Origin of the sequence: Pseudomonas sp. PARCl1, assembly GCF_947311875.1 — a bacterium.
Classification (GTDB): domain Bacteria; phylum Pseudomonadota; class Gammaproteobacteria; order Pseudomonadales; family Pseudomonadaceae; genus Aquipseudomonas; species Aquipseudomonas juntendi.
This window is the reverse complement of the sequence record NZ_CAMZMX010000040.1, coordinates 1-22,884: the sequence shown is the minus strand read 5'-3', so window position 1 is coordinate 22,884 and position 22,884 is coordinate 1. Positions and strand designations below refer to the sequence as shown.

Sequence of the window (22,884 nt, the reverse complement as noted above, 5' to 3'; positions counted from 1 at the left end):
CTAGATGTTCACCACGTCCAGGAAGCGCGGCGCCGCGTTTTCATCGATCTTCAGGCTGGTGAAGTCGAACAGGTTGCGGTCGGCCAGCTGCGACGGCGCCACGTTCTGCAATGCACGGAAAATGCTCTCGGTACGGCCCGGGTGCTTGCGCTCCCACTCCACCAGCATGTCCTTGACCACCTGGCGCTGCAGGTTTTCCTGCGAGCCGCACAGGTTGCACGGGATGATCGGGAAGGCCTTCATGTCCGAGTAGGCCTGGATATCCTTCTCGCTGCAGTAGGCCAACGGGCGGATCACCACGTTGCGGCCATCGTCGGCACGCAGCTTCGGCGGCATGCCCTTGAGCGCGCCGTTGAAGAACATGTTGAGGAAGAAGGTTTCGACGATGTCGTCGCGGTGGTGCCCCAGCGCCATCTTGGTCGCACCGATTTCGTCGGCGAAGGTGTACAGCGTGCCGCGGCGCAGGCGCGAGCACAGCGAGCAGGTGGTCTTGCCCTCGGGCACCAGCTCCTTGACCACCGAGTAGGTGTCCTTCTCGACGATGTGGTACTCGACCCCCAGCGCCTTCAGGTACGCCGGCAGCACGTGCTCGGGGAACCCTGGTTGCTTCTGGTCCATGTTCACCGCAACGATCTCGAAGGTGATCGGCGCCACCTTCTGCAGGTGCAACAGAACATCGAGCATGGTGTAGCTGTCCTTGCCGCCGGACAGGCAGACCATGACCTTGTCGCCATCCTCGATCATGTTGTAGTCGGTGATGGCTTCGCCAGCGAGACGACGCAGGCGTTTTTGCAGTTTGTTCTGGTTGACCGAGAGGGTGCCCATAGCGCTTGAATCCGCGAGGTGTGACAAAAGGCGGCTATTTTACGCACAAACGCGCGCGTGCTGTAGGCATTCCGACAAAGACTTCAATGTAATCAACGGGGCGGGCGACAGCGCAATTTGCTCTAAAAAGCACGGTTTGTGCGGGTAACCGCTTCCTATACTGCGACATAAGGCCACATTACCGCTTGCTTCGGTGTTCGGCCTCGGGCCGCTTGCGCTCCATTTGGGGGCGTTTGGCAACATTGAGAGGAGTGACGGCATGATTCATCACGTTGTGGGGCTGTTTACCCATCCCGACCAGGAATGGCGGGAAATCCGTGGCGAAGAAGAATCCATCAGCCACATGTACCTGACGCACACCCTGATCCTTGCGGCGATCCCCGCAGTGTCCGCGTTCATCGGCACCACCCAGGTCGGCTGGGTGATCGGCGACCGGCCAGCCGTGATGCTGACCATGGAGAGTGCCCTGTGGATGAGCATCATGTCATACCTGGCGATGCTGGCAGGCGTGGCGGTAATGGGCGCGTTCATCCACTGGATGGCCCGCACCTACGATGCCAACCCATCCATGGCCCAGTGCATAGCCTTCGCCACCTATACGGCCACCCCATTGTTCATCGGCGGCCTGGCGGCGCTGTACCCGCACTTGTGGCTGGGCATGCTGATCGGCACCGCGGCGGTCTGTTACACGGTGTACCTGCTGTACGTCGGCTTGCCGACCTTCATGAACATACCCGCTGACGAAGGCTTCCTGTTCTCCAGCTCGGTGCTGGCGGTGGGCCTGGTAGTGCTGGTGGCGATCATGGCCGCCACGGTGATCATCTGGGGACTGGGCGTGGGGCCGGTCTACACCAACTAGAACAGACTCGACCAACACCGGGGCATCAACCAGGGGCCGCCGCAAGGCGGCCCTTGGCTGAGCGCTGACCGGTGGCTCGGCACATGGCCCGAGGTTGCGGCATAATGATCGGGTCAGGAGAACCACCCCGCCATGCCCGAGCTGCTCAAGCAACGCGTCGAAACCTGTTACCAGCAAGCCGAAACCTTCTTCAAACGCCAGTTCCCGCGCCCGGAAATCAGCTTCAAGCTGCGCGGGCAAAAAGCCGGCGTCGCCCACCTGCACGAGAACCTGCTGCGTTTCAACCTGCAGTTGTACCGTGACAATCAGGAGGACTTTCTGCGCCAGACGGTCGCGCACGAAGTGGCGCACCTGGTGGCCCACCAATTGTTCGGTGACCGCATCCAGGCCCATGGCGAGGAATGGCAACTGATCATGCGCGGCGTATACGAACTGCCGCCAAACCGCTGCCATAACTACGAGGTGCAACGGCGCGTGGTGACCCGTTACATCTACCGCTGCCCTTGCCCGCAGAGTGACTTCCCGTTTACCGCCCAGCGGCACAAGCTGGTACGCCAGGGCCGCCGTTACCTGTGCAAGCGTTGCCGGGAGATTCTGGTGTACAGCGGCGAGACCCGGGTTGAATAGGCCGGAACAGCCAATGGATAAATGCCTGTCAGTTAAGTAATTTGGGGCCGCTTTGCGACCCTTCGCGGGCACGCCCGCTCCCACTCGTTTGGCGCTGAAATCAAGAAATGCGCGATCACTTGTGGGAGCGGGCGTGCCCGCGAAGGGCTGCAAAGCAGCCCCAGTAACGCTTAACTGACAGGCATTAACCCGAGGGTCGCCTTCTTCGTACCTACCTGCGCCTTATTTCTCGACGAAGGCACGCTCGATCAGGTAGTCGCCCGGCTCGCGCATGCGCGGGGAGATCTTCAGGCCGAAGCTGTCCAGCACTTCGCTGGTCTCGTCGAGCATGCTCGGGCTACCGCAGATCATCGCACGGTCGTCCTGCGGGTTGATCGGCGGCAGGCCGATGTCGCTGAACAGCTTGCCGCTGCGCATCAGGTCGGTCAGGCGGCCCTGGTTCTCGAACGGCTCGCGAGTCACGGTCGGGTAGTAGATCAGTTTTTCGCGCACCGCCTCACCGAAGAACTCGTTCTGTGGCAGGTGCTCGGTGATGAATTCGCGGTAGGCCACTTCGTTCACGTAACGCACGCCGTGCACCAGGATCACTTTTTCGAAGCGCTCGTAGGTTTCCGGGTCCTGGATGACGCTCATGAACGGCGCCAGGCCAGTGCCGGTGCTCAGCAGGTACAGGTGCTTGCCTGGGTTCAGGTCGTCCAGTACCAGCGTGCCGGTAGGCTTCTTGCTGATGATGATCTCATCGCCTTCCTTCAGGTGCTGCAACTGCGAAGTCAGCGGGCCGTCCGGCACCTTGATGCTGAAGAACTCCAGGTGCTCTTCCCAGTTCGGCGAGGCGATGGAGTAGGCACGCATGAGCGGGCGGCCGCTTTCCTGCTGCAGGCCGATCATCACGAACTGACCGTTCTCGAAGCGCAGCCCCGGGTCGCGGGTGCACTTGAAGCTGAACAGGGTGTCGTTCCAGTGGTGCACACTGAGGACACGTTCGTGGTTCATGTTGCTCATCGATGGGGCTCCTGAAGAAAAACGCAGCGCGTGCAGCACGCACAGTTGCGCGATAGTTTAGGGGCAGCGACAATATCTGTTAACTGGATTATCAAGATATGTGTTATCGGTTATATCGATATGCGATTTACACTTCGTCAACTGCAAGTCTTCGTCGCGGTAGCCCAGCACCAGAGCGTCTCTCGCGCCGCTAGCCTGCTGGCCTTGTCGCAATCGGCCGCCAGCACCTCCATCACCGAACTGGAGCGGCAATCGAGCTGCCAACTGTTCGACCGCGCCGGCAAACGCCTGGCCCTCAACGCCCTCGGCCACCAGTTGTTGCCGCAGGCGGTCGCGCTGCTCGACCAGGCCAAGGAAATCGAAGACCTGCTCAATGGCAAGTCCGGTTTCGGCTCACTGGCGGTCGGCGCCACGCTCACCATTGGCAACTACCTGGCCACCCTGTTGATCGGCAGCTACATGCAGACCCACCCTGAGAGCCAGGTGAAGCTGCATGTCCAGAACACCGTGCATATCGTGCAGCAGGTTGCTCATTACGAAATTGATCTGGGTCTGATCGAAGGTGACTGCAACCACCCCGACCTGGAGGTCCAGCCTTGGGTGGAGGACGAACTGGTGGTGTTCTGCGCGCCCCAGCACCCGCTGGCCAAGCTGGGCCGTGCCGATATCGAAAGCCTGTCGCAGGAAGCGTGGATCCTGCGCGAACAAGGCTCGGGGACGCGCCTGACCTTCGACCAGGCCATGCGCCACCACCGCGCCAACCTCAACATCCGCCTGGAACTGGAGCACACCGAGGCGATCAAGCGTGCAGTGGAATCGGGGTTGGGTATCGGCTGCATTTCACGCCTGGCCCTGCGGGACGCCTTTCGCCGTGGCAGCCTGGTACCGGTGGAAACCCCGGAGCTGGACCTGATGCGCCAGTTCTACTTCATCTGGCACAAGCAGAAGTACCAGACGTCGGCCATGCGCGAATTTCTGGAGCTCTGCCGCAACTTCACCGCGGGCTTCACCCGCAGCGACGAAATCGTGTTGCCGCCGATCGCTTAAAGCAGGATCACCCCCCACACCAGCGCCACCATGCTCAGCGCCACCAGCTGTGCGGCGCTGCCCATGTCCTTGGCGTTTTTCGACAGCGGGTGGCGCTCCAGCGAAATGCGATCGATAGCAGCCTCGATCGCAGAGTTGAATAGCTCGACAATCAACCCCAGCAGGCACACGGCGATCATGATCGCTCGCTCTGCACGGCTGACCGGCAGCCAGAACGCCACCGGGATCAGCAGCACGTTGAGCAGCACCAGTTGGCGGAATGCCGCCTCGCCCTTGAAGGCCGCGCGCAGGCCGTCCAGCGAATAGCCAGCGGCGTTGAAGATACGTTTGAGGCCGGTCTGGCCTTTGAATGGCGATGTCATGTGAGTCATTTCACAACAGAAGGCCGGCAGGCTAGACCGGCTCAGGTCAAAAAAGCGTGAAGCCGCACGCGTCAGTGGCTGGCAACTGATTCAAGTTGTTGCAACAGCAGCGCAGCCTGGGTGCGGGTGCGCACCCCCAGTTTACGGAAAATCGCCGTGACGTGGGCCTTGATGGTGGCCTCCGAGACATTCAGCTCATAGGCAATCTGCTTGTTCAGCAGGCCTTCGCAGACCATGGTCAGCACCCGGAACTGCTGCGGCGTGAGGCTGGCCAGGCCTTCACTGGCGGCCTTGGCCTCGGCCGAAACATCGACCTTCTCGAACGCCTGCGGCGGCCACCAGACTTCGCCGTCGAGCACTTTGCGCACCGCATCCTGGATCACTTCCAGCGGGCTGGACTTGGGAATGAAGCCACTGGCGCCAAACTCGCGGGACTTGACCACCACGGCGGCCTCCTCCTGCGCCGAAACCATCACCACGGGAATTTGCGGGTATTGCCCGCGCAGCAGCACCAGCCCGGAAAAACCGTAGGCACCCGGCATGTTCAGGTCGAGGAGCACGAGGTCCCAGTCGGCTTTTTCGCTCAACCGCACCTCCAGCTCGGCAATGCTCGCGACCTCGACCAGGCGAACGTCCGGGCCAAGGCCGAGGGTAACGGCCTGGCGCAGGGCGCCGCGAAACAGCGGGTGGTCATCGGCAATCAGGATTTCGTAAGTGGCCATCGATCTAAGGATCCTGTTCTGTCCCGGGCACTGGGGGTTGCCAAGTGCCCGACGGGGAATCGGCGCCAAGGATGCCGAGCACGGTCAAGGGTGGTCAAGCCAACCGCCTTGCCGCCTCGCCCACCCTGGCTGCCAGCCCTGTCATTATGAACCAAAGCCGGGTGGGTGCCCCTTGGACTATAGGAAGGTATGCAAACGCTGATGGGTCTCGTCCTGCTCGTCCAGCGGCAGGCGCCGCTTGCCACTGAGGTAATGCAGGCTGAATACATCCAGGTAGGCATCCAGTGCCTGCGACGCCAGGCTATCGCCGGCCAGCTCCAGGCACATGGCTGCAACTTCTGCGGTGCAGAAGTGATCATCGCGCTTGGAACGGCGCAGGCGGTAGCGTGACATCTGTTCGGCCTGCAGGCTCAACACCGGGAACCGGTCCAGGTAGGGGCTTTTGCGGAACATCTTGCGCGCCTCGGTCCAAGTGGCATCCAGCAGGATGAACAGCGGGCGCTTGCCCGGCTCACGCACCACCTCGCTGACCACCCGCTGCGGGGCGACGAACTCACCTGGGAAAACGATATAGGGCTGCCAGTGCGGGTCGTCGAGCAGGGCCAGCAGGCGCTCGTCAACCGAGGTGCGCAGCCAGCCGAACGCCGAGGTATCTTCGATCAGGTCGGCAATCAGCCAGCCGGTATTGGTGGGTTTCAGTGGCTCGGTGTCGTGCATCAGCAGACACATGCCGGCGTCGGCCTGCACGCGGGGCTTCCAGGCGCACAGGCAATGGCTGGCAATGACCCGGCAATCCGGGCAACGCTCGGCCCGCGACCCTCGGGCAATGAAAGGCTTGTTGCTGCGGGCCAGGCGCTCGGCACGCAGGCGCGCTACCGCATGGCTCATGCCGGCAGGCCTGTGGAAAGATGGGAAATGGGCACAAGGATGGCTCTGGGAAAACAAGGGCGCCAGTTTACCAGAATCCTTATAATCGGGCTTTCCCGTACCCTTGGGCTACCGCCAGCCCAGGGTTGACGGAACGCCGTCGACCCGCGCATGTCAAAGCGCCAGTCATCGAACCAGGAGATACCCATGCTGCGCCTTATCGCCCCCGCCCTGAGCCTGATGCTCGCCCTGCCCCTGGCAGCCCAGGCGGCTTCCAAACAGGACTACGACCTGAACAAGATGCTGGAAAAGGTCGCCAAAGAGAGCAGCGTCGGCACCCCACGTGCCATCAATGAAGACATCCTCGACCAGGGTTACACCGTGGAAGGCAAGGCGCTGGTCAACCACCTCAGCGTGCGCCAGAGCCACGCCGAGCGCATGCAGGCCAACCCTGCACAGGTGCGCAGCCAATTGGGCGACAGCGTGTGCCGCAACAACGGCTTCCGCAACCTGATGTCCAAGGGCGCGGTGATGGTTTACCGGTTCACCGTCTACAAAACCAACCAGCCGATCATGGACCAGGCCTTCGACAATGCCAGCTGCGTAGCCGGCAACAAGAAGAAGTAAACGCCGCGCCCAGGCTAGACCTGGTTTTCCTCCCGTGCGCGCCAGTGCCCCTCGGCAGCTTCGGCGCGCATCTCGGCCAATAGCGCCTGCACGTAGCGCGACTGGCATTCCAGGCCTGCGAGCCGGCGCTGGCACTCGGCCTCCAGGCTTAGGTGATGTACCTGGGCGGCACGTTCCAATTGCTGGTAGAGCTGCAGGTCCACTTCGATGACCAAGCGATGCATACCGCCACCTCCCGCATCGATACGTTTCGCTTTACCAGTTAACCAAACCCCTGCCGCCATTGGCCACGTGCCGACGGGTGGCGCTGGCAATCCCCCCGGCACGATCGGCCGCCACGGTCTAGATTGAGGTTTAGAGGTATTGGTGCAGAAGGAGACGTTGCATGCCTTACCAATCGAACGAATCGCTGTTCAGCCACTTCCAGGACAACCATATCGACCTGAGCCACATCGACGCCCAATTGCAACTGGTTGCACCCGACAGCCCTAACCTGCCGCTGTACCGTGACATGATGCTGACCATCCTGCGCATGGCCCACGATGACAGTGACCGCTGGAGCGCCAAGATCACCCTGCAGGCCTTGCGCGAACTGGACCAGTCGTTCCGCACCCTGCAGCGCTACAAGGGCCGCCGCAAGGTGACCGTGTTCGGCTCGGCGCGTACGCCGCTGGAACACCCGATGTATGCACTGGCCCGTGAACTGGGCGCTACCCTGGCGCGCTCGGACCTGATGGTCATCACCGGCGCAGGCGGCGGCATCATGGCTGCAGCCCACGAAGGCGCCGGCAGCGCCCACAGCCTGGGCTTCAACATCACCCTGCCTTTTGAACAGCATGCCAACCCTACGGTGGACGGCACCGACAAGCTGCTGCCTTTCCACTTCTTCTTCATCCGCAAACTGTTCTTCGTCAAGGAGGCCGACGCCCTGGTGCTGTGCCCGGGCGGCTTCGGCACCCTCGATGAGGCGCTGGAAGTGCTGACCCTGATCCAGACCGGCAAAAGCCCGCTGGTCCCCGTGGTATTGCTGGACTCACCGGGCGGTAGCTTCTGGCGTGATTGCCTGGGCTTCATCAGCCGCCAACTGGAGGACAACCATTACATTCTGCCCAGCGACCTGAAGCTGGTGCGCCTGGTGCACAGTGCCGAGGAGGCGGTGGAGGAAATCAACCAGTTCTACCGCAACTATCACTCCAGCCGCTGGTTGAACAGCCAGTTCGTGATCCGCATGCATCACGCCCTGAGCGAGGCGGCGCTGTCTGACATCGAGGAAGGCTTTGCTGACCTGCGCCTGAGCGGCAAGTACCACCAGCAAGCAGACAGCAGCGCCGAACATGAGTTGGGGGACTACAGCCACCTGACCCGTTTGTCGTTCGCCTTCAATGGCCGAAACCAAGGGCGCCTGCGCGAACTGGTGGACTTCATCAACCTGCCGGAGAACTGGGCCAAGCCACAGCCCATGCATACCACGCAGCGGGCCAGGGAGGCGTTGAAGGCCAGCTGATCAGGCACTTGGGGGCAGCGCGCTGGAGAGTACCGGCGTTGCCGATGTTCGCGGCTGAGGCCGCTGCTACGGGGATTGTTGCGAGGTCTGCGGCGGCTAGTAATCGTCGAGGTCTCGCCCGCTGAGCAAGCGGCCGATCATGTCCATGGTGAAGCCCCGATAGGCGAGAAAACGGGTTTGCTGGGCGCGGCTGCGTGGGTCCTGCGGGCGTTGCCCGGCGAACTTGCGCTGCCATACATCCCGCATACGTTCGGCCCAATCCACGCCGCTTTCACGCAGCGCCTGCTCAATGTCGGCGCGCAGCAAACCACGCTGCCCCAGCTCTTCACGAATACGTGCTGGGCCATAGCCAGATCCGGAACGGTAACGAATGAAGCTCTCGAGGTAACGGGCTTCACTCAGCAGACCCTCTTCGGTGAGCCGGTCGAGCTCTGGCTCGATCAGCTCATCGGAGGCACCGCGCTGACGCAACTTGCGCGTCAGCTCGACGCGACCATGCTCACGTCGCGCAAGCAGGTCCATGGCTGTCCGCCGAATGGCGACGGGGGTGTCGAGTACGGCGGACATGTTCAGCTATAAACCACGCGATCAATAACCGGCTTCAGCGTCGGCCATGTCGTCGGCACCCGCTTCGACAGCGGCAGCTTTACCGGCTGCGGCTACAGCGCCAGCGTTCAGCAGCTTCTCACGGATCTGCCTCTCGATCTCGGTACCGATAGCCGGGTTTTCCGCCAGGTACTTGGCCGCGTTGGCTTTACCTTGGCCGATCTTGTTGCCCTGGTAGGCATACCAGGCACCGGACTTCTCGACCAGGCCTTGGGCAACGCCCAAGTCGATGATCTCACCGTTACGGTAGATACCCTTGCCGTAGAGGATCTGGAACTCGGCCTGACGGAACGGAGGCGAGACCTTGTTCTTGACGATCTTGACGCGGGTTTCGCTGCCGACCACCTCGTCGCCTTCCTTGACAGCGCCGGTGCGGCGGATGTCCAGACGCACAGAGGCGTAGAACTTCAGGGCGTTACCACCGGTGGTGGTTTCCGGGCTACCGAACATGACGCCGATCTTCATGCGGATCTGGTTGATGAAGATGACCAGGCAGTTGGCGTTCTTGATGTTACCGGTGATCTTGCGCAGCGCCTGGGACATCAGGCGAGCCTGAAGGCCCACGTGCATGTCGCCCATTTCGCCTTCGATCTCGGCCTTGGGTACCAGCGCGGCCACCGAGTCGACGATGATCACGTCAACTGCGTTGGAACGCACCAGCATGTCGGTGATTTCCAGGGCCTGCTCACCCGTGTCCGGCTGCGAGACCAGCAGGTCGTCGACATTGACGCCCAGCTTGCCGGCATATTCAGGGTCGAGTGCGTGCTCGGCGTCGACGAAGGCGCAGGTGGCGCCATTCTTCTGGGCTTCGGCGATGACCGACAGGGTCAGCGTGGTCTTACCCGACGATTCCGGACCGTAGATTTCGACGATACGGCCCTTTGGCAGACCACCAATGCCCAAGGCAATGTCCAGGCCCAGAGAGCCGGTAGAGATGGCCGGGATAGCCTGGCGCTCGTGGTCGCCCATGCGCATTACCGCGCCTTTACCGAATTGACGTTCGATCTGACCCAGGGCCGCAGCCAAGGCGCGCTTCTTGTTGTCGTCCATTGAAATCCTCACGTGTTCGACGGGCCCTGACGGCCGCAATACCTGTATAAGTAGCCAGTATTATTCCACAGGCTAGCGCTGGCGCAAACCCCTGTCTTCGAATTCCTCGCCAGCAAGCTGTAACAAGCCGTCTAACGCGGCGCTCACCGTCTGTCGGCGCACCGCTTCGCGGTCGCCGTCGAACTGCCGCCGCTGGCTGATCACCCGACTGCCGTCGCCCCAGGCCAGCCACACGGTACCCACGGGTTTGGCCGGCGAGCCGCCATCCGGCCCCGCCACCCCGCTTACCGCCACCGCAAAGCGCGCGCCGCTGGCCGCCTGGGCGCCGCGGACCATGGCCTCGACCACCTCCTGGCTGACCGCCCCCACCTGCCCGAACAGCGCCTCGGGCACCCCCAGCTGGCGGGTTTTCTGGGCGTTGGAGTACGTCACGTAACCGGCCTCGAACCAGGCGGAGCTACCGGGGATGCGTGTGATGGCTTGCGCGATGCCGCCACCCGTGCAGGACTCGGCAGTGGTCACTTGGGCATCCAAACGGCGCAGATGTTCACCCAAACGGGCGGCAAGCAGGGTGATCGGGTCCATGTCGGGCTCCTCCAGGGCGGCCCTCTACCCTACCACCCTGCCGGCAACCTGGCTCAGGAAAACTGCAGCACCGCAGCGGCCTGCGGCGGCCGCCGGCCAGTGTTCCGTGCGTGCCTGCATCTCGCGAAAAAAGCCTGTACCATTGCCGGTTTACCGCCAACCAGATCATCCGCTGTAAGGCCCTGAATGTCTGATCTCTCCGCACACACCCCGATGATGCAACAGTACTGGAAGCTGAAGAATCAGCACCCGGAGCAGTTGATGTTCTACCGCATGGGCGACTTCTACGAGATCTTCTACGAAGATGCGAAAAAAGCCGCCAAACTGCTGGACATCACGCTGACCGCGCGCGGCCAGTCGGCCGGCCAGTCCATCCCCATGTGCGGGATTCCGTTCCATTCGCTGGAAGGTTACCTGGCCAAGCTGGTCAAACTGGGCGAATCGGTGGTGATCTGCGAGCAGATCGGCGACCCGGCGACCAGCAAGGGCCCGGTCGAGCGCCAGGTGGTGCGCATCATCACCCCCGGCACGGTCAGCGATGAAGCCCTGCTCGACGAACGCCGCGACAACCTGATTGCCGCGCTGCTCGGTGACGAGCGCCTGTTCGGCCTGGCCGTACTGGACATCACCAGCGGTAACTTCAGCGTGCAGGAGATCAAGGGCTGGGAAAACCTGCTGGCCGAACTCGAGCGCCTGAACCCGGTCGAGCTGCTGATCCCCGACGACTGGCCACGCGACCTGCCCGCCGAGAAGCGCCCGGGCGCGCGGCGCCGTGCACCGTGGGACTTCGACCGCGACTCAGCGCGCAAGGCCTTGTGCCAGCAGTTCGCAACCAAGGACCTGAAGGGCTTCGGCTGCGACAAGCTGACCCTGGCCATCGGTGCCGCTGGCTGCCTGCTGACCTACGCCAAGGAAACCCAGCGCACGGCGCTGCCGCACCTGCGCAGCCTGCGCCATGAGCGCCTGGACGATACGGTCATCCTCGATGGCGCCAGCCGGCGTAACCTGGAACTGGACATCAACCTGGCCGGCGGGCGCGACAATACCCTGCAATCGGTGGTCGACCGCTGCCAGACGGCCATGGCCAGCCGCCTGCTGAGCCGCTGGCTGAACCGCCCGCTGCGCGACCTCAAGGTACTCCAGGCACGCCAGGACTCGATTCGCTGCCTGCTCGACGGCTACCGTTTCGAAAAGCTGCAGCCACAGCTGAAAGAAATTGGCGACATCGAGCGCATCCTGGCGCGTATCGGCCTGCGTAACGCCCGCCCGCGTGACCTGGCCCGGCTGCGCGACGCCCTGGGCGCGCTGCCCGAGTTGCAGAACGCCATGACCGAGCTCGAAGCGCCGCACCTGGCACGCCTGGCTGCGATCACCGGTACCTACCCCGAGCTGGCCAGCCTGCTGGAACGGGCGATCATCGACAACCCGCCGGCGGTCATCCGCGATGGGGGCGTGCTCAAGGCCGGTTACGACAACGAACTGGACGACCTGCTGGCCATCAGCGAAAACGCCGGGCAGTTCCTGATCGACCTCGAAGCCCGCGAAAAGGCGCGCACCGGCCTGGCCAACCTGAAGGTCGGCTACAACCGGGTGCACGGCTACTTCATCGAGCTGCCGACCAAGCAGGCCGAACAGGCCCCCGGCGACTACATTCGTCGCCAGACCCTCAAAGGTGCCGAACGCTTCATCACGCCGGAGCTGAAGGCCTTCGAGGACAAGGCATTGTCGGCCAAGAGCCGCGCCCTGGCCCGCGAGAAGATGCTCTACGACGCCCTGCTGGAGACCCTGATCAGCCACCTGGCGCCGCTGCAGGACAGCGCTGCCGCCCTGGCCGAACTGGACGTACTCAGCAACCTGGCCGAGCGCGCGCTGAACCTCGACCTGAACTGCCCACGCTTTGTCGACGAGCCCTGCCTGCGGATCGAGCAAGGCCGTCACCCGGTCGTCGAGCAGGTACTGACCACGCCGTTCGTGGCCAACGACCTGGGCCTGGACAACAACACGCGCATGCTGATCATCACCGGCCCGAACATGGGCGGTAAGTCCACCTACATGCGCCAGACCGCCCTGATCGTGCTGCTGGCCCACATCGGTAGTTTCGTACCGGCTGCCAGCTGCGAGCTGTCGCTGGTCGACCGCATCTTCACCCGTATCGGCTCCAGTGACGACCTGGCCGGCGGGCGCTCCACATTCATGGTCGAGATGAGCGAAACCGCCAACATCCTGCACAATGCCACTGACCGCAGCCTGGTGCTGATGGACGAAGTGGGCCGGGGCACCAGCACCTTCGACGGCCTGTCGCTGGCCTGGGCCGCCGCCGAGCGGCTGGCCGAACTGCGCGCTTACACGCTGTTCGCCACCCACTATTTCGAACTCACCGTGCTGCCGGAAAGCGAGCCACTGGTGGCCAACGTGCACCTGAACGCCACCGAGCACAACGAACGCATCGTGTTCCTGCACCACGTACTGCCTGGGCCTGCCAGCCAGAGCTACGGCCTGGCGGTGGCACAACTGGCGGGCGTGCCGGCCGTGGTGATCCAACGTGCCCGCGAACACCTTGGCCGGCTGGAAACCACCAGCCTGCCCCATGAGCAGCCTGTGGCCCAAAAGGCCAAGGACGCGCCGCAGGTGCCGCACCAGAGCGACCTGTTCGCCAGCCTGCCACACCCGGCCATCGAAAAGCTGGGCAAACTGCAGCTGGACGACATGACCCCGCGTCAAGCTATCGAAATGCTATATCAACTAAAGAACCTGTTATAACGGCGCCCATTACAAGCTGGTAGAATCCGCCGCGGTTTGCTGGTGCTGCAGGTTATTAGCCTGGCCTGCAGCCACATGCCCGTAAACCGCGCGGCCCCGAGAGGAAGGGCCGCCGCCGTCGCCTGAGGAGAGAATTAAAAATGACCTTCGTTGTCACCGACAACTGCATCAAATGCAAATACACCGACTGCGTGGAAGTCTGTCCGGTGGACTGCTTCTACGAAGGCCCGAACTTCCTGGTTATCCACCCGGACGAGTGCATCGACTGCGCCCTGTGCGAGCCGGAGTGCCCAGCGCAAGCGATTTTCTCGGAAGACGAAGTGCCCGCGGGCATGGAGAACTTCATCGAGCTGAACGCCGAGTTGGCGGAAATCTGGCCGAACATTACCGAGCGTAAGGATGCCCTGCCAGACGCCGAAGAGTGGGATGGCAAGACTGGCAAGATTGCCGACCTGGAGCGCTGATAGCGCTGAAATGCCAAAAGGCCCTGCGGGGCCTTTTTTTGTGCCGGCAAAACTGCGGACAAAAAAAGGGGCGGTTTGACCCGCCCACATTTTTTTCCGTAGTCCCTGCTTGTCCCAAACATCATCCTGATGAAATCGCGTCTTGCGATGTCCTTGGCCTTCATCCTGAAAGCCTGTGCATGTCCCTGTGCACAGTTCGAATACTAGCGGGTTCAACAGCGTGGGCAAGCGCCGGAGTTTGCCGGATATTGCCGGGGAAACATTTACTCACTTGAAGATAACCCTTGTTTTTCAACAGGTTATGAAAAACCAATATCTGAAAACGACATTGATTTACTGCCGCTCGCTAAAATGGCTTACAGCACGAGTAAGCAAAGGCTTACAGCAGGTGTTAGCGGGGTAGCGCAATACATATTTGACAGGTTTCTTGCCGGGCAGTTCTGAGGCAGCTTTCGCTGTGCTTCAGCGCACAAACAAAAACGCCCCGAGGTTATCGGGGCGTTCGTGAGCGACTGCTTTGGCTACTGGAACAAAGACTCGCTGGACAAGCCGTTTTTCTCCAGGATCTCGCGCAGGCGCTTCAGGCCTTCTACCTGAATCTGCCGCACCCGTTCGCGGGTCAGGCCAATCTCCAGCCCAACATCCTCCAGGGTGCTGCTTTCGTGCCCGCGCAGCCCGAAGCGGCGTACCACCACCTCACGCTGCTTGTCGGTCAACTCGCCCAGCCACTGGTCGATACTCTGCGACAGGTCGTCGTCCTGCAGCAGTTCGCAGGGGTCGGTGGGACGGTCGTCGGTCAAGGTATCGAGCAGGGTCTTGTCCGAATCCGGGCCGAGCGAAACGTCTACCGACGACACCCGCTCGTTCAGGCCGAGCATGCGCTTGACCTCGGCAACGGGCTTTTCCAGCAAGGTGGCGATTTCTTCCGGCGAGGGTTCGTGGTCCAGCTTCTGCGTCAACTCGCGCGCAGCGCGCAGGTAGACGTTGAGCTCCTTGACCACGTGGATCGGCAGGCGGATGGTGCGGGTCTGGTTCATGATCGCCCGTTCGATGGTCTGGCGAATCCACCAGGTCGCATAGGTCGAAAAACGGAAACCGCGCTCCGGGTCGAACTTCTCCACCGCACGGATCAGGCCCAGGTTGCCTTCCTCGATCAGGTCGAGCAACGACAGGCCACGGTTGACGTAACGACGGGCAATTTTCACAACCAGGCGAAGGTTGCTTTCGATCATGCGCTTGCGGCCGGCAGGATCACCTTTTTGCGACAGACGCGCAAAATGGACTTCTTCTTCCGGCGACAGCAGTGGCGAGAAACCGATCTCGTTGAGGTACAGCTGGGTGGCGTCTAGCGCCCGGGTGTAATCGATATACTTGTGTTGCTTGAGCGAAGAGCCCGATTTGGCCCTCGTCCGAACCGAAGATACAGCAGGTTCGTCTGACACCACATCCGTTTCCAAAACGATGCCCGTCTCCATCAGGAGGACGTCATCGTCGATGTCAAACTCCGGCACTTCTTTACTGAGAGCCATTGTTATAGTCCTTTGCTGAGTTCGAACTCAGACTCGAGCGGCACCTTTATCCCTGGCAGCGCTTGAGCCTGTCCCCTCTACATCACAGGAACAGGCCGGGTACAACGGTCAACGACGTGGCAGGAACTGGAGCGGATCGACGGGTTTGCCCTGGCGGCGAATCTCGAAATGCAGCTTCACCCGATCAGTGCCCGTGGACCCCATTTCAGCAATCGACTGCCCTGCCTTGACCTGCTGCCCCTCCCGAACCAACAGCCTGCGGTTGTGACCGTAGGCACTGACGTAGGTATCGCTGTGCTTGATGATGATCAGCTCGCCGTAGCCCCTTAATCCACTCCCGGCGTAAACCACTGCACCATCAGACGCAGCAAAAACAGGCTGTCCCAAATCACCGGCGATATCAATGCCTTTATTCAAACTACCGTTTGAAGCAAATTTTCCAATCAGCACCCCATTGGCGGGCCAGGTCCACCCCCCCACCGCGCGCTCTGCGGCAGGCACAGTGGCGACCACCGGCGCGCTGGTGGTGCCAGCCGGGGTAGCGGGTTTGCTGGAACTGGCGGGCGCTGTGACAGGCCGCCGCGTGACCGTGGTGCGGCTTGAAGAGGACGGGCCGGACACCACTGTGGTGCTGCTGCCGGAGCCGCTGCTGAAACGAATCGCTTGGCCCGGGCGGATGGTGTAAGGCGGCGCGATACCATTACGGGCCGCCAGCTCCTTGTAATCCCAGCCATAACGGAAGGCGATGGAGAACAGGGTATCGCCAGGCTTGACGACGTATTGCCCAGAGGTCACCGTCGGGCGCTTGGGCGCACTGCTGTTGCGGTCGACCACGCGCGCGCTGTTGCTGCCGGTGCTCGAGCAACCCACCAGTAGCGTGCCCATGGCCAATGCAATCACCAGAAGCTTGAAGCCCGAACCGTCCTTGCGCTGCCGAATGACTGTGTGACCCACCCGCGCTCCCCTCATGGTGCCGAAAAACGATATGAAGACAAGAAATGCAATATTGTTGCAATTATAACCAAGCGAGCCGGGATTGGCAGGCCGCCGCCAGGCTGTAGCGCAGCGTTACTGCAAGCGATGCGTTTACGCCACGCCCGCCTGATAGACAGGGCGGCGCCGCGAGAATTCGCCGCCCACGCAAAAATACCCCGGGCCGCGCACCAGTGCTGCTCAGGCCAGCGGCCCGTTCAGCAACGGGACAAAACGCACCGCACCGAGTACGCGACGCGAGAAGCCATGCTCTTCGCGGACGATCAGCATCAATTGCTGCGCTTCGCCCGCAGGCCCTACCGGTATGACCAGCCGGCCACCGGGAGCCAGTTGGTCAAGCAGCGCCTGGGGCACTTCCGGTGCCACGGCAGTGACGATAATGCCGTTGTACGGTGCCAGCGCCGGCCAGCCCTCGCACCCGTCGCCCCAGCGGAACACCACGTTGCGCAGGTTCAGCTCCAGTAAACGCTCCTTGGCACGGTCTTGCAGCACCTTGATGCGCTCCACCGAGAATACCCGCTCGACCAACTGCGCCAGCACCGCCGTCTGGTAGCCGGACCCGGTGCCGATCTCCAGCACCTTGTCCAGCGGCCCGGCTTCAAGCAGCAACTCGCTCATGTGGGCAACCATGAATGGCTGCGAGATGGTCTGGTTGTGGCCGATTGGCAGTGCGGTGTCTTCGTAGGCGCGGTGCGCCAGCGCTTCGTCGACGAACAGGTGGCGCGGGGTGCGGCGGATCACATCGAGCACCTGGGTGTTCGAGACGCCCTCTTCGCACAGGCGCTGGATCAGCCGCTCCCGGGTCCGTTGGGAGGTCATGCCGATGCCCCGCCGCAGCATATCGTCCTCGCGCATCAGAGCAGGCCCTCCAGCCAACCATCGAGCTGCTCGAAGGCATCACTGAAGGTGCGGTCGAGTTGCAGCGGGGTGATCGACACGTAACCCTGCATCACCGCATGGAAGTCGGTGCCTGGGCCGCCGTCCTCGGCATCGCCGGCAACGGCGATCCAGTAGCCTTCCTTGCCGCGCGGGTTGACCACCTTCGTTGGCGCGGCAGCCCGCGCGCGGTGCCCCAGGCGGGTCAGCTGGATGCCGCGGATGTGCGCCAGCGGCAGGTTGGGAATGTTGACGTTGAGCACGGTACGCGGGGGCAGTGCCAGGCGCGACTGCGCCTCGACCAGGCGCCGGGCGATATGCGCAGCGGTCGGCAGGTTGTCGGGCTGGCGCGAGAGCAGCGAGAACGCCAGCGACGTCCCCCCAAGGAAGCGCCCCTCCAGCGCCGCGGCGACCGTACCCGAATACAGTACGTCGTCCCCCAGGTTGGCACCCAGGTTGATCCCCGACACGACCATGTCCGGGATGTACGGCAACAGCCCGTTGAGCCCCAGGTGCACGCAGTCGGTCGGCGTACCGTTGAGGCTGATGAAGCCGTTGGCCAAGGTCTGCGGGTGCAGGGGCCGGTCCAGCGTCAGCGAACTGCTGGCGCCGCTCTTGTCTTGCTCCGGGGCAATTACCGCGCACTCGGCGTAATCCGCCAGCGCAGCGTGCAGCGCGGCGATCCCGGGTGCGGTAACACCGTCGTCGTTCGAAATCAGAATACGCATGGGCTGTCCGTCTGCCCTGCCGACACCAGATCCACGACTTCACGCACCACCACGGTGGCGAAGCATCCGGCCGGCAGGACGAATTCCAGTTGCAGGATATCAGGCTCGGGATAATGCCACGTAAGGCCGGCAATAGGGAGCCGCAGAATACGCCGTTCGTGATCCATGCCCGCCAGGGCCAGCCACTGGCACAGCGCCGGTTGCTGGTCGCCTACGGCATTTTCCAGCTGCGCGGGCGCGGCGGCGGCGGGCGAACCGCCCGCGCCCCACATCGGGCCAGTCGGGTGCAGGTCGAGAATGGCCAGGCGCGGGTCGGTACATTCCGCTTCACCTGCAGGAAAAAAACTGCGGCTGTCGGTGAACGCCAGCAGATCGCCGACCTGGGCCCGGTTCCAGCTGCCGTCGGCGACACGCGCCGCCAGCACCTGGTTGAACAGGTAGCTGCGCCCGGCCGACAGCAGCCGTGAGCGCGTGTTGCGTTGCTCGGGCAAGGCCTTGCGCGCCGCCCACTCCAGGGCGTCATGGACATTGCCACCGCCGTGACCGAAGCGTTGGCTGCCGAAATAGTTGGGCACGCCGTGTTGCTTGAGCAGTTGCAGCCGCGCATCCAGCGCCTGGTGATCGGCGTTCAGCGCGGTCAGGCGCAAGGTGAAGCCGTTGGCCGAATGCGCACCACGCTGCAGCTTGCGCTGGTGGCGCACCTGCTTGAGCACGCGCAGGGTGGCATCTTCGGCGCGTGACAGGTCCGGGTCGGCCTTGCCTGGCAGGTGCAGGCTGAACCACTGGCGGGTCAGCGCCTGGCGGTCCTTCAGCCCGGCATAGCTGATGCTGCGCACCGGCACGCCTGCGGCGCGGGCCAGGCGGCGGGCGGCTTCTTCGGTATTGAGGTCACGCTTTTCGACCCACAACCACAGGTGCTCGCCCTGGCCCGACAACGGGATATCCAACACCTCGTCGACCTGGAAGTCCTCGGCCACTGCCTTGAGCACGGCGGTGCCCAATACTTCGCCCGATGCACGCGGGCCCAGCAGTTGCAGTTCCGTCATGCTGGCAGCAGCAGGGCAACCGAATGCACGGCAATGCCCTCCTCGCGGCCGCAGAAACCGAGTTTTTCGGTGGTAGTGGCCTTGACGTTGACCTGGTCGAGTTCGACTTGCAGATCTTCGGCGATCAACTGCCGCATGGTGTTAATGTGCGGGGCCATTTTCGGCGCCTGGGCGACGATGGTGGCGTCGACGTTGCCGACCTTCCAGCCCTTGGCGTGGACGATGCCCACCACGTGCCGCAACAGCACGCGGCTGTCGGCACCCTTGAACTGTGGGTCGGTGTCGGGGAAGTGCTTGCCGATGTCACCCAGCGCTGCAGCGCCAAGCAAGGCATCGCTCAGGGCGTGCAGCAGCACGTCGCCGTCGGAATGGGCCAGCAGGCCGAATGTGTGCGGGATACGCACCCCGCCCAAGGTAATGAAATCACCGTCGCAGAAACGATGCACATCGTAGCCGTGGCCAATACGCATAAGAAAACGCCCTGAATGAGTCAGGGCGTGATTCTACCTGCTTTGGCTGCCATTGGGGCTGGAGGTGATCGCCTCAAGATTTTTAGCGCCCATGCGATCGAGCGCCGCCCGCGCGGCGCTCGATCTCACAGCCCCCGAAAAAGCAAAGCCCTACACCCGCCCCAGCGCCACCGCATGGTGGCGCAGGTGCTCTTCGATGAAGCTGGCAATGAAGTAGTAGCTGTGGTCATAGCCTGGCTGCAGGCGCAGGGTCAGCTCGTGGCCACCCTTGCGTGCTGCCTGCTCCAGCGCTTCAGGTTTGAGCTGCTTTTCGAGGAAGTCGTCACGGTCGCCCTGGTCCACCAGCAACGGTGGGCACTCGCCAGCGGCCGTCTCGGCCAGCAGTACGCTGGCATCCCACTCACGCCAGCGCGCGCGGTCGTCACCCAGGTAGCGGCTGAAGGCTTTCTCGCCCCACGGGCAATCCATGGGGTTGCTGATCGGCGAAAACGCCGACACCGAGCGATAACGCCCCGGGTTGCGCAAAGCGCACACCAGCGCACCGTGCCCACCCATGGAATGGCCGCTGATGCTGCGCTCGGCCGAGGCCGGGAAATGCGCCTCGATCAACGCCGGCAGCTCCTCTACCACATAGTCATGCATGCGGTAGTGCTTGGCCCAAGGCTGCTGGGTGGCATTGAGGTAGAAGCCGGCCCCCAGGCCAAAGTCCCAGGCGCCGTCCGGGTCGCCAGGCACCTGCTCGCCACGCGGGCTGGTGTCCGGCGCAACGATGATCAACCCCAGTTCGGCAGCCAGGCGCTGGGCGCCGGCCTTCTGCATGAAGTTTTCGTCGGTACAGGTCAGGCCGCTCAGCCAGTACAGCACCGGCAGCTTGGCACCATGCTCGGCCTGTGGCGGCAGGTACACGGCGAACACCATGTCGCAACCCAGCACGCTGGAATGGTGCCGGTAGCGCTTGTGCCAGCCGCCGAAGCTTTTCTGGCAAGAGATGTTATCCAGGCTCATGGCGCACCTCAGAAGTGGATGACGCTGCGAATGCTCTTGCCTTCATGCATCAGGTCGAAGGCCTTGTTGATGTCTTCCAGGCCCATGGTGTGGGTGATGAACGTATCCAGCGGAATCTCGCCTTTCTCGGACATTTCCACGTAGCTCGGCAACTCGCTGCGGCCACGCACGCCACCGAACGCAGAGCCACGCCAGACCCGGCCGGTCACCAGCTGGAACGGCCGGGTAGCGATTTCCTGGCCGGCACCGGCCACGCCGATGATGACCGACTCGCCCCACCCTTTGTGGCAGCATTCCAGGGCAGCACGCATCAGTTGCACGTTACCGATACATTCGAAGGAGAAGTCCACGCCACCGTCGGTCAGGTCGACAATCACTTCCTGGATCGGGCGGTCGTAGTCTTTCGGGTTGATGCAGTCGGTGGCGCCCAGTTGACGGGCGATCTCGAACTTGGCCGGGTTGATGTCGATGGCGATGATGCGCGAGGCCTTGGCCTTCACCGCACCGATCACTGCCGACAGGCCGATGCCGCCGAGGCCGAAGATGGCCACGGTGTCACCCGGCTTGACCTTGGCGGTGTTGAGCACGGCACCGATACCGGTAGTCACGCCGCAGCCCAGCAGGCAGACCTTTTCCAGAGGGGCTTCTTTCTGGATCTTGGCCACCGAGATTTCCGGCAACACCGTGTACTCGGAGAAGGTCGAGGTGCCCATGTAGTGGAACAGTTGCTGGCCTTTGTAGGAGAAGCGCGTGGTGCCGTCCGGCATCAGGCCCTTGCCTTGGGTAGCACGGATCGCCTGGCACAGGTTGGTCTTGCCCGACAGGCAGAACTTGCACTTGCCGCATTCCGGGGTGTACAGCGGGATCACGTGGTCGCCCACGGCCAGCGAGGTCACGCCCTCGCCTACTGCTTCGACGATCGCACCGCCTTCATGGCCAAGAATGGATGGGAAGATGCCCTCCGGGTCGGCACCCGACAGGGTGTAGGCGTCGGTGTGGCAGACACCGCTGGCGACCACGCGCAGCAGCACTTCACCGGCCTTGGGCATGGCCACGTCGACTTCGACGATTTCCAGGGGTTTCTTGGCTTCGAAGGCTACAGCAGCACGGGACTTGATCATCGAGTGTCTCCAGACAGGGTGTCAGTTCAGACCACCAGTGTAATTCACTGACTTTTGATGAATAATCCAGGCAAAGACAAAACATTATTGCTGTGCAGGGATAATCATGAACAACCGCTGGGAGGGCATCGATGAATTCGTGGCTGTCGCCGAATCGGGGCAGTTCACGGCTGCCGCCGAGCGCCTGGGGGTTTCGTCATCACACATCAGCCGGCAGATCGCCCGGCTGGAAGAACGCTTGCAGACCCGCCTGCTGTACCGCAGTACCCGCCGCGTGACCTTGAGTGAAGCCGGGCAGACCTTTCTGCAGCATTGCCAGCGCCTGCAGGATGGCCGTGAAGAAGCCCTGCGCGCCATGGGTGACCTGGCCAGCGAGCCCAAGGGCCTGCTGCGCATGACCTGCGCGGTGGCCTATGGCGAGCGCTTCATCGTGCCGTTGGTCACACGCTTCATGGCGTTGTACCCCCAGTTGCGCGTGGATGTGGAGTTGAACAACCACACCCTTGACCTGCTGCATGAAGGCATGGACCTGGCCATCCGCCTGGGCAGGCTGGCCGATTCGCGACTGGTGGCGACCCGCCTGGCGCCGCGGCGCATGTACCTGTGCGCATCGCCAGCCTATCTGGAGCGTTATGGCCGGCCGCACAGCCTGTCGGAACTGGCGCGGCACAATTGCCTGATCGGCAGCTCGGATGCGTGGGCACTGCAGCAGGACGGCCGCGAGATCAGCCAGCGGGTGCAGGGCAACTGGCGTTGCAACAGTGGTCAGGCGGTTCTGGATGCAGCCTTGCAAGGCATGGGCCTGTGCCAGTTGCCGGACTATTACGTGCTGGAGCACCTGCACAGCGGCGCACTGGTGTCGTTGCTGGAGGGGCACCAACCGCCCAATACCGCGGTTTGGGCGCTGTACCCGCAACAGCGGCACCTGTCGCCGAAGGTGCGGCGGTTGGTGGACTATCTAAAGGAAGGGTTGGCGGGGTTGCCGGAGTATCGCGGGGCCTGATTGCAAAGGGGTCCGCTGCGCGGCCCAATCGCCGGCAAGCCAGCTCCCACAGGGATCGCATCAGGGCTGACAGGTGTTTGTCAGAAGATATCCAGCGCCTGTGAGATCGAGCGCCGCCCGCGCGGCGCAATCGCGAGCTGCGCTCGCTCCTACGTTTGTTTCGGGCCAATTATTCCTGTGGGATTCGCGCGCGAACGCCTTGGTGC

At 62.8% G+C, this 22,884-nt stretch carries 25 protein-coding genes; 8 read left to right on the top strand and 17 right to left on the bottom strand.

Annotated elements, in window-relative coordinates; genetic code table 11:
* Positions 1-825, bottom strand: coding sequence for a tRNA 2-thiocytidine(32) synthetase TtcA (ttcA, locus tag QME24_RS19040; protein ID WP_009686034.1), 825 nt, complete (start codon positions 823-825; stop codon positions 1-3).
* Between the two features lie 259 nt (positions 826-1,084).
* On the opposite strand from ttcA, the gene QME24_RS19035 reads away from it, so the two are divergent.
* Positions 1,085-1,684 (top strand): Yip1 family protein, encoded by a 600-nt coding sequence (locus tag QME24_RS19035; protein ID WP_009686035.1) that lies wholly within the window; start codon positions 1,085-1,087, stop codon positions 1,682-1,684.
* Positions 1,685-1,816: 132 nt separating this feature from the next.
* Positions 1,817-2,311, top strand: coding sequence for a SprT family zinc-dependent metalloprotease (locus QME24_RS19030; RefSeq protein WP_009686036.1), 495 nt, complete (start codon positions 1,817-1,819; stop codon positions 2,309-2,311).
* A gap of 222 nt (positions 2,312-2,533) precedes the next feature.
* On the opposite strand, the gene fpr is transcribed toward QME24_RS19030, so the two are convergent.
* Positions 2,534-3,313, bottom strand: a complete 780-nt coding sequence (gene fpr, locus QME24_RS19025) for a ferredoxin-NADP reductase (RefSeq protein WP_054890398.1) — start codon at positions 3,311-3,313, stop codon at positions 2,534-2,536.
* 120 nt (positions 3,314-3,433) lie between these two features.
* Between fpr and finR the strand changes: the two genes are divergently transcribed.
* Entirely contained in the window at positions 3,434-4,360 is a 927-nt protein-coding gene (gene finR / locus QME24_RS19020) for a LysR family transcriptional regulator FinR (protein WP_009686039.1), read from the top strand.
* On the opposite strand, the gene QME24_RS19015 is transcribed toward finR, so the two are convergent.
* From QME24_RS19015 to QME24_RS19005, 3 genes are all read right to left on the bottom strand, one after another.
* Positions 4,357-4,722, bottom strand: a complete 366-nt coding sequence (locus tag QME24_RS19015; RefSeq protein ID WP_009686040.1) for a diacylglycerol kinase — start codon at positions 4,720-4,722, stop codon at positions 4,357-4,359. The two genes, finR and QME24_RS19015, sit on opposite strands and share 4 nt — an antisense overlap.
* Positions 4,723-4,793: 71 nt before the next feature.
* Positions 4,794-5,444, bottom strand: coding sequence for a response regulator transcription factor ErdR (gene erdR, locus QME24_RS19010; RefSeq protein WP_009686041.1), 651 nt, complete (start codon positions 5,442-5,444; stop codon positions 4,794-4,796).
* A gap of 177 nt (positions 5,445-5,621) precedes the next feature.
* Entirely contained in the window at positions 5,622-6,332 is a 711-nt protein-coding gene (locus QME24_RS19005) for a tRNA-uridine aminocarboxypropyltransferase (RefSeq protein ID WP_009686042.1), read from the bottom strand.
* A gap of 186 nt (positions 6,333-6,518) precedes the next feature.
* Here QME24_RS19005 and QME24_RS19000 point away from each other — a divergent pair, with 186 nt between their 5' ends.
* Positions 6,519-6,938, top strand: coding sequence for a quorum-sensing-regulated virulence factor family protein (locus QME24_RS19000; protein WP_009686043.1), 420 nt, complete (start codon positions 6,519-6,521; stop codon positions 6,936-6,938).
* 14 nt (positions 6,939-6,952) lie between these two features.
* Here the strand turns inward: QME24_RS19000 and QME24_RS18995 are convergent, their stop codons facing one another.
* Positions 6,953-7,162 carry a hypothetical protein gene (locus tag QME24_RS18995; RefSeq protein WP_009686044.1) on the bottom strand — a complete coding sequence of 70 codons (210 nt, stop codon included), beginning with the start codon at positions 7,160-7,162 and terminating at the stop codon, positions 6,953-6,955.
* Between the two features lie 161 nt (positions 7,163-7,323).
* On the opposite strand from QME24_RS18995, the gene QME24_RS18990 reads away from it, so the two are divergent.
* Positions 7,324-8,442: an LOG family protein gene (locus QME24_RS18990; protein WP_029887663.1), complete on the top strand. Its 1,119-nt coding sequence runs from the start codon at positions 7,324-7,326 to the stop codon at positions 8,440-8,442.
* Between the two features lie 96 nt (positions 8,443-8,538).
* Here the strand turns inward: QME24_RS18990 and recX are convergent, their stop codons facing one another.
* The 3 genes from recX to QME24_RS18975 all read right to left on the bottom strand — a co-directional run bounded on the left by recX (position 8,539) and on the right by QME24_RS18975 (position 10,683).
* The gene (recX, locus tag QME24_RS18985; RefSeq protein ID WP_009686046.1) at positions 8,539-9,009 is read right to left on the bottom strand and encodes a recombination regulator RecX; all 471 of its coding nucleotides are present in this window, start codon (positions 9,007-9,009) and stop codon (positions 8,539-8,541) included.
* Positions 9,010-9,030: 21 nt separating this feature from the next.
* Positions 9,031-10,098 carry a recombinase RecA gene (recA, locus tag QME24_RS18980; protein WP_009686047.1) on the bottom strand — a complete coding sequence of 356 codons (1,068 nt, stop codon included), beginning with the start codon at positions 10,096-10,098 and terminating at the stop codon, positions 9,031-9,033.
* Positions 10,099-10,170: 72 nt separating this feature from the next.
* A complete protein-coding gene (locus QME24_RS18975; protein WP_029887665.1) occupies positions 10,171-10,683 on the bottom strand; it encodes a CinA family protein in 513 nt (170 codons plus the stop codon).
* A 186-nt stretch (positions 10,684-10,869) separates the two neighbouring features.
* Here QME24_RS18975 and mutS point away from each other — a divergent pair, with 186 nt between their 5' ends.
* The gene (gene mutS, locus QME24_RS18970; RefSeq protein WP_154211909.1) at positions 10,870-13,443 is read left to right on the top strand and encodes a DNA mismatch repair protein MutS; all 2,574 of its coding nucleotides are present in this window, start codon (positions 10,870-10,872) and stop codon (positions 13,441-13,443) included.
* Between the two features lie 140 nt (positions 13,444-13,583).
* Positions 13,584-13,907 carry a ferredoxin FdxA gene (gene fdxA, locus QME24_RS18965; protein ID WP_004375459.1) on the top strand — a complete coding sequence of 108 codons (324 nt, stop codon included), beginning with the start codon at positions 13,584-13,586 and terminating at the stop codon, positions 13,905-13,907.
* Positions 13,908-14,428: 521 nt separating this feature from the next.
* Here fdxA and rpoS read toward each other — a convergent pair.
* From rpoS to QME24_RS18925, 8 genes are all read right to left on the bottom strand, one after another.
* Positions 14,429-15,436 (bottom strand): RNA polymerase sigma factor RpoS, encoded by a 1,008-nt coding sequence (rpoS, locus tag QME24_RS18960; protein WP_009686059.1) that lies wholly within the window; start codon positions 15,434-15,436, stop codon positions 14,429-14,431.
* Positions 15,437-15,544: 108 nt separating this feature from the next.
* Complete coding sequence (locus QME24_RS18955; protein ID WP_054881999.1) at positions 15,545-16,390, bottom strand: peptidoglycan DD-metalloendopeptidase family protein; 846 nt, start codon at positions 16,388-16,390, stop codon at positions 15,545-15,547.
* A 219-nt stretch (positions 16,391-16,609) separates the two neighbouring features.
* On the bottom strand, positions 16,610-17,248 hold the full coding sequence (locus QME24_RS18950; RefSeq protein ID WP_009686062.1) for a protein-L-isoaspartate(D-aspartate) O-methyltransferase: 639 nt from the start codon (positions 17,246-17,248) through the stop codon (positions 16,610-16,612).
* 35 nt (positions 17,249-17,283) lie between these two features.
* Complete coding sequence (surE, locus tag QME24_RS18945) at positions 17,284-18,033, bottom strand: 5'/3'-nucleotidase SurE (RefSeq protein ID WP_281690953.1); 750 nt, start codon at positions 18,031-18,033, stop codon at positions 17,284-17,286.
* The gene (gene truD / locus QME24_RS18940) at positions 18,021-19,079 is read right to left on the bottom strand and encodes a tRNA pseudouridine(13) synthase TruD (RefSeq protein WP_281690952.1); all 1,059 of its coding nucleotides are present in this window, start codon (positions 19,077-19,079) and stop codon (positions 18,021-18,023) included. Before truD ends, surE begins: the two co-directional genes overlap by 13 nt.
* A complete protein-coding gene (gene ispF / locus QME24_RS18935; RefSeq protein WP_192439741.1) occupies positions 19,076-19,549 on the bottom strand; it encodes a 2-C-methyl-D-erythritol 2,4-cyclodiphosphate synthase in 474 nt (157 codons plus the stop codon). The genes truD and ispF overlap by 4 nt, the downstream gene beginning before the upstream one ends.
* A 150-nt stretch (positions 19,550-19,699) precedes the next feature.
* Complete coding sequence (fghA, locus tag QME24_RS18930; protein WP_281690951.1) at positions 19,700-20,554, bottom strand: S-formylglutathione hydrolase; 855 nt, start codon at positions 20,552-20,554, stop codon at positions 19,700-19,702.
* Positions 20,555-20,562: 8 nt separating this feature from the next.
* On the bottom strand, positions 20,563-21,675 hold the full coding sequence (locus QME24_RS18925) for an S-(hydroxymethyl)glutathione dehydrogenase/class III alcohol dehydrogenase (RefSeq protein WP_009686067.1): 1,113 nt from the start codon (positions 21,673-21,675) through the stop codon (positions 20,563-20,565).
* A gap of 106 nt (positions 21,676-21,781) precedes the next feature.
* Here QME24_RS18925 and QME24_RS18920 point away from each other — a divergent pair, with 106 nt between their 5' ends.
* Positions 21,782-22,678, top strand: a complete 897-nt coding sequence (locus QME24_RS18920; RefSeq protein ID WP_029887673.1) for a LysR substrate-binding domain-containing protein — start codon at positions 21,782-21,784, stop codon at positions 22,676-22,678.
* Positions 22,679-22,884: the final 206 nt, after the last annotated feature.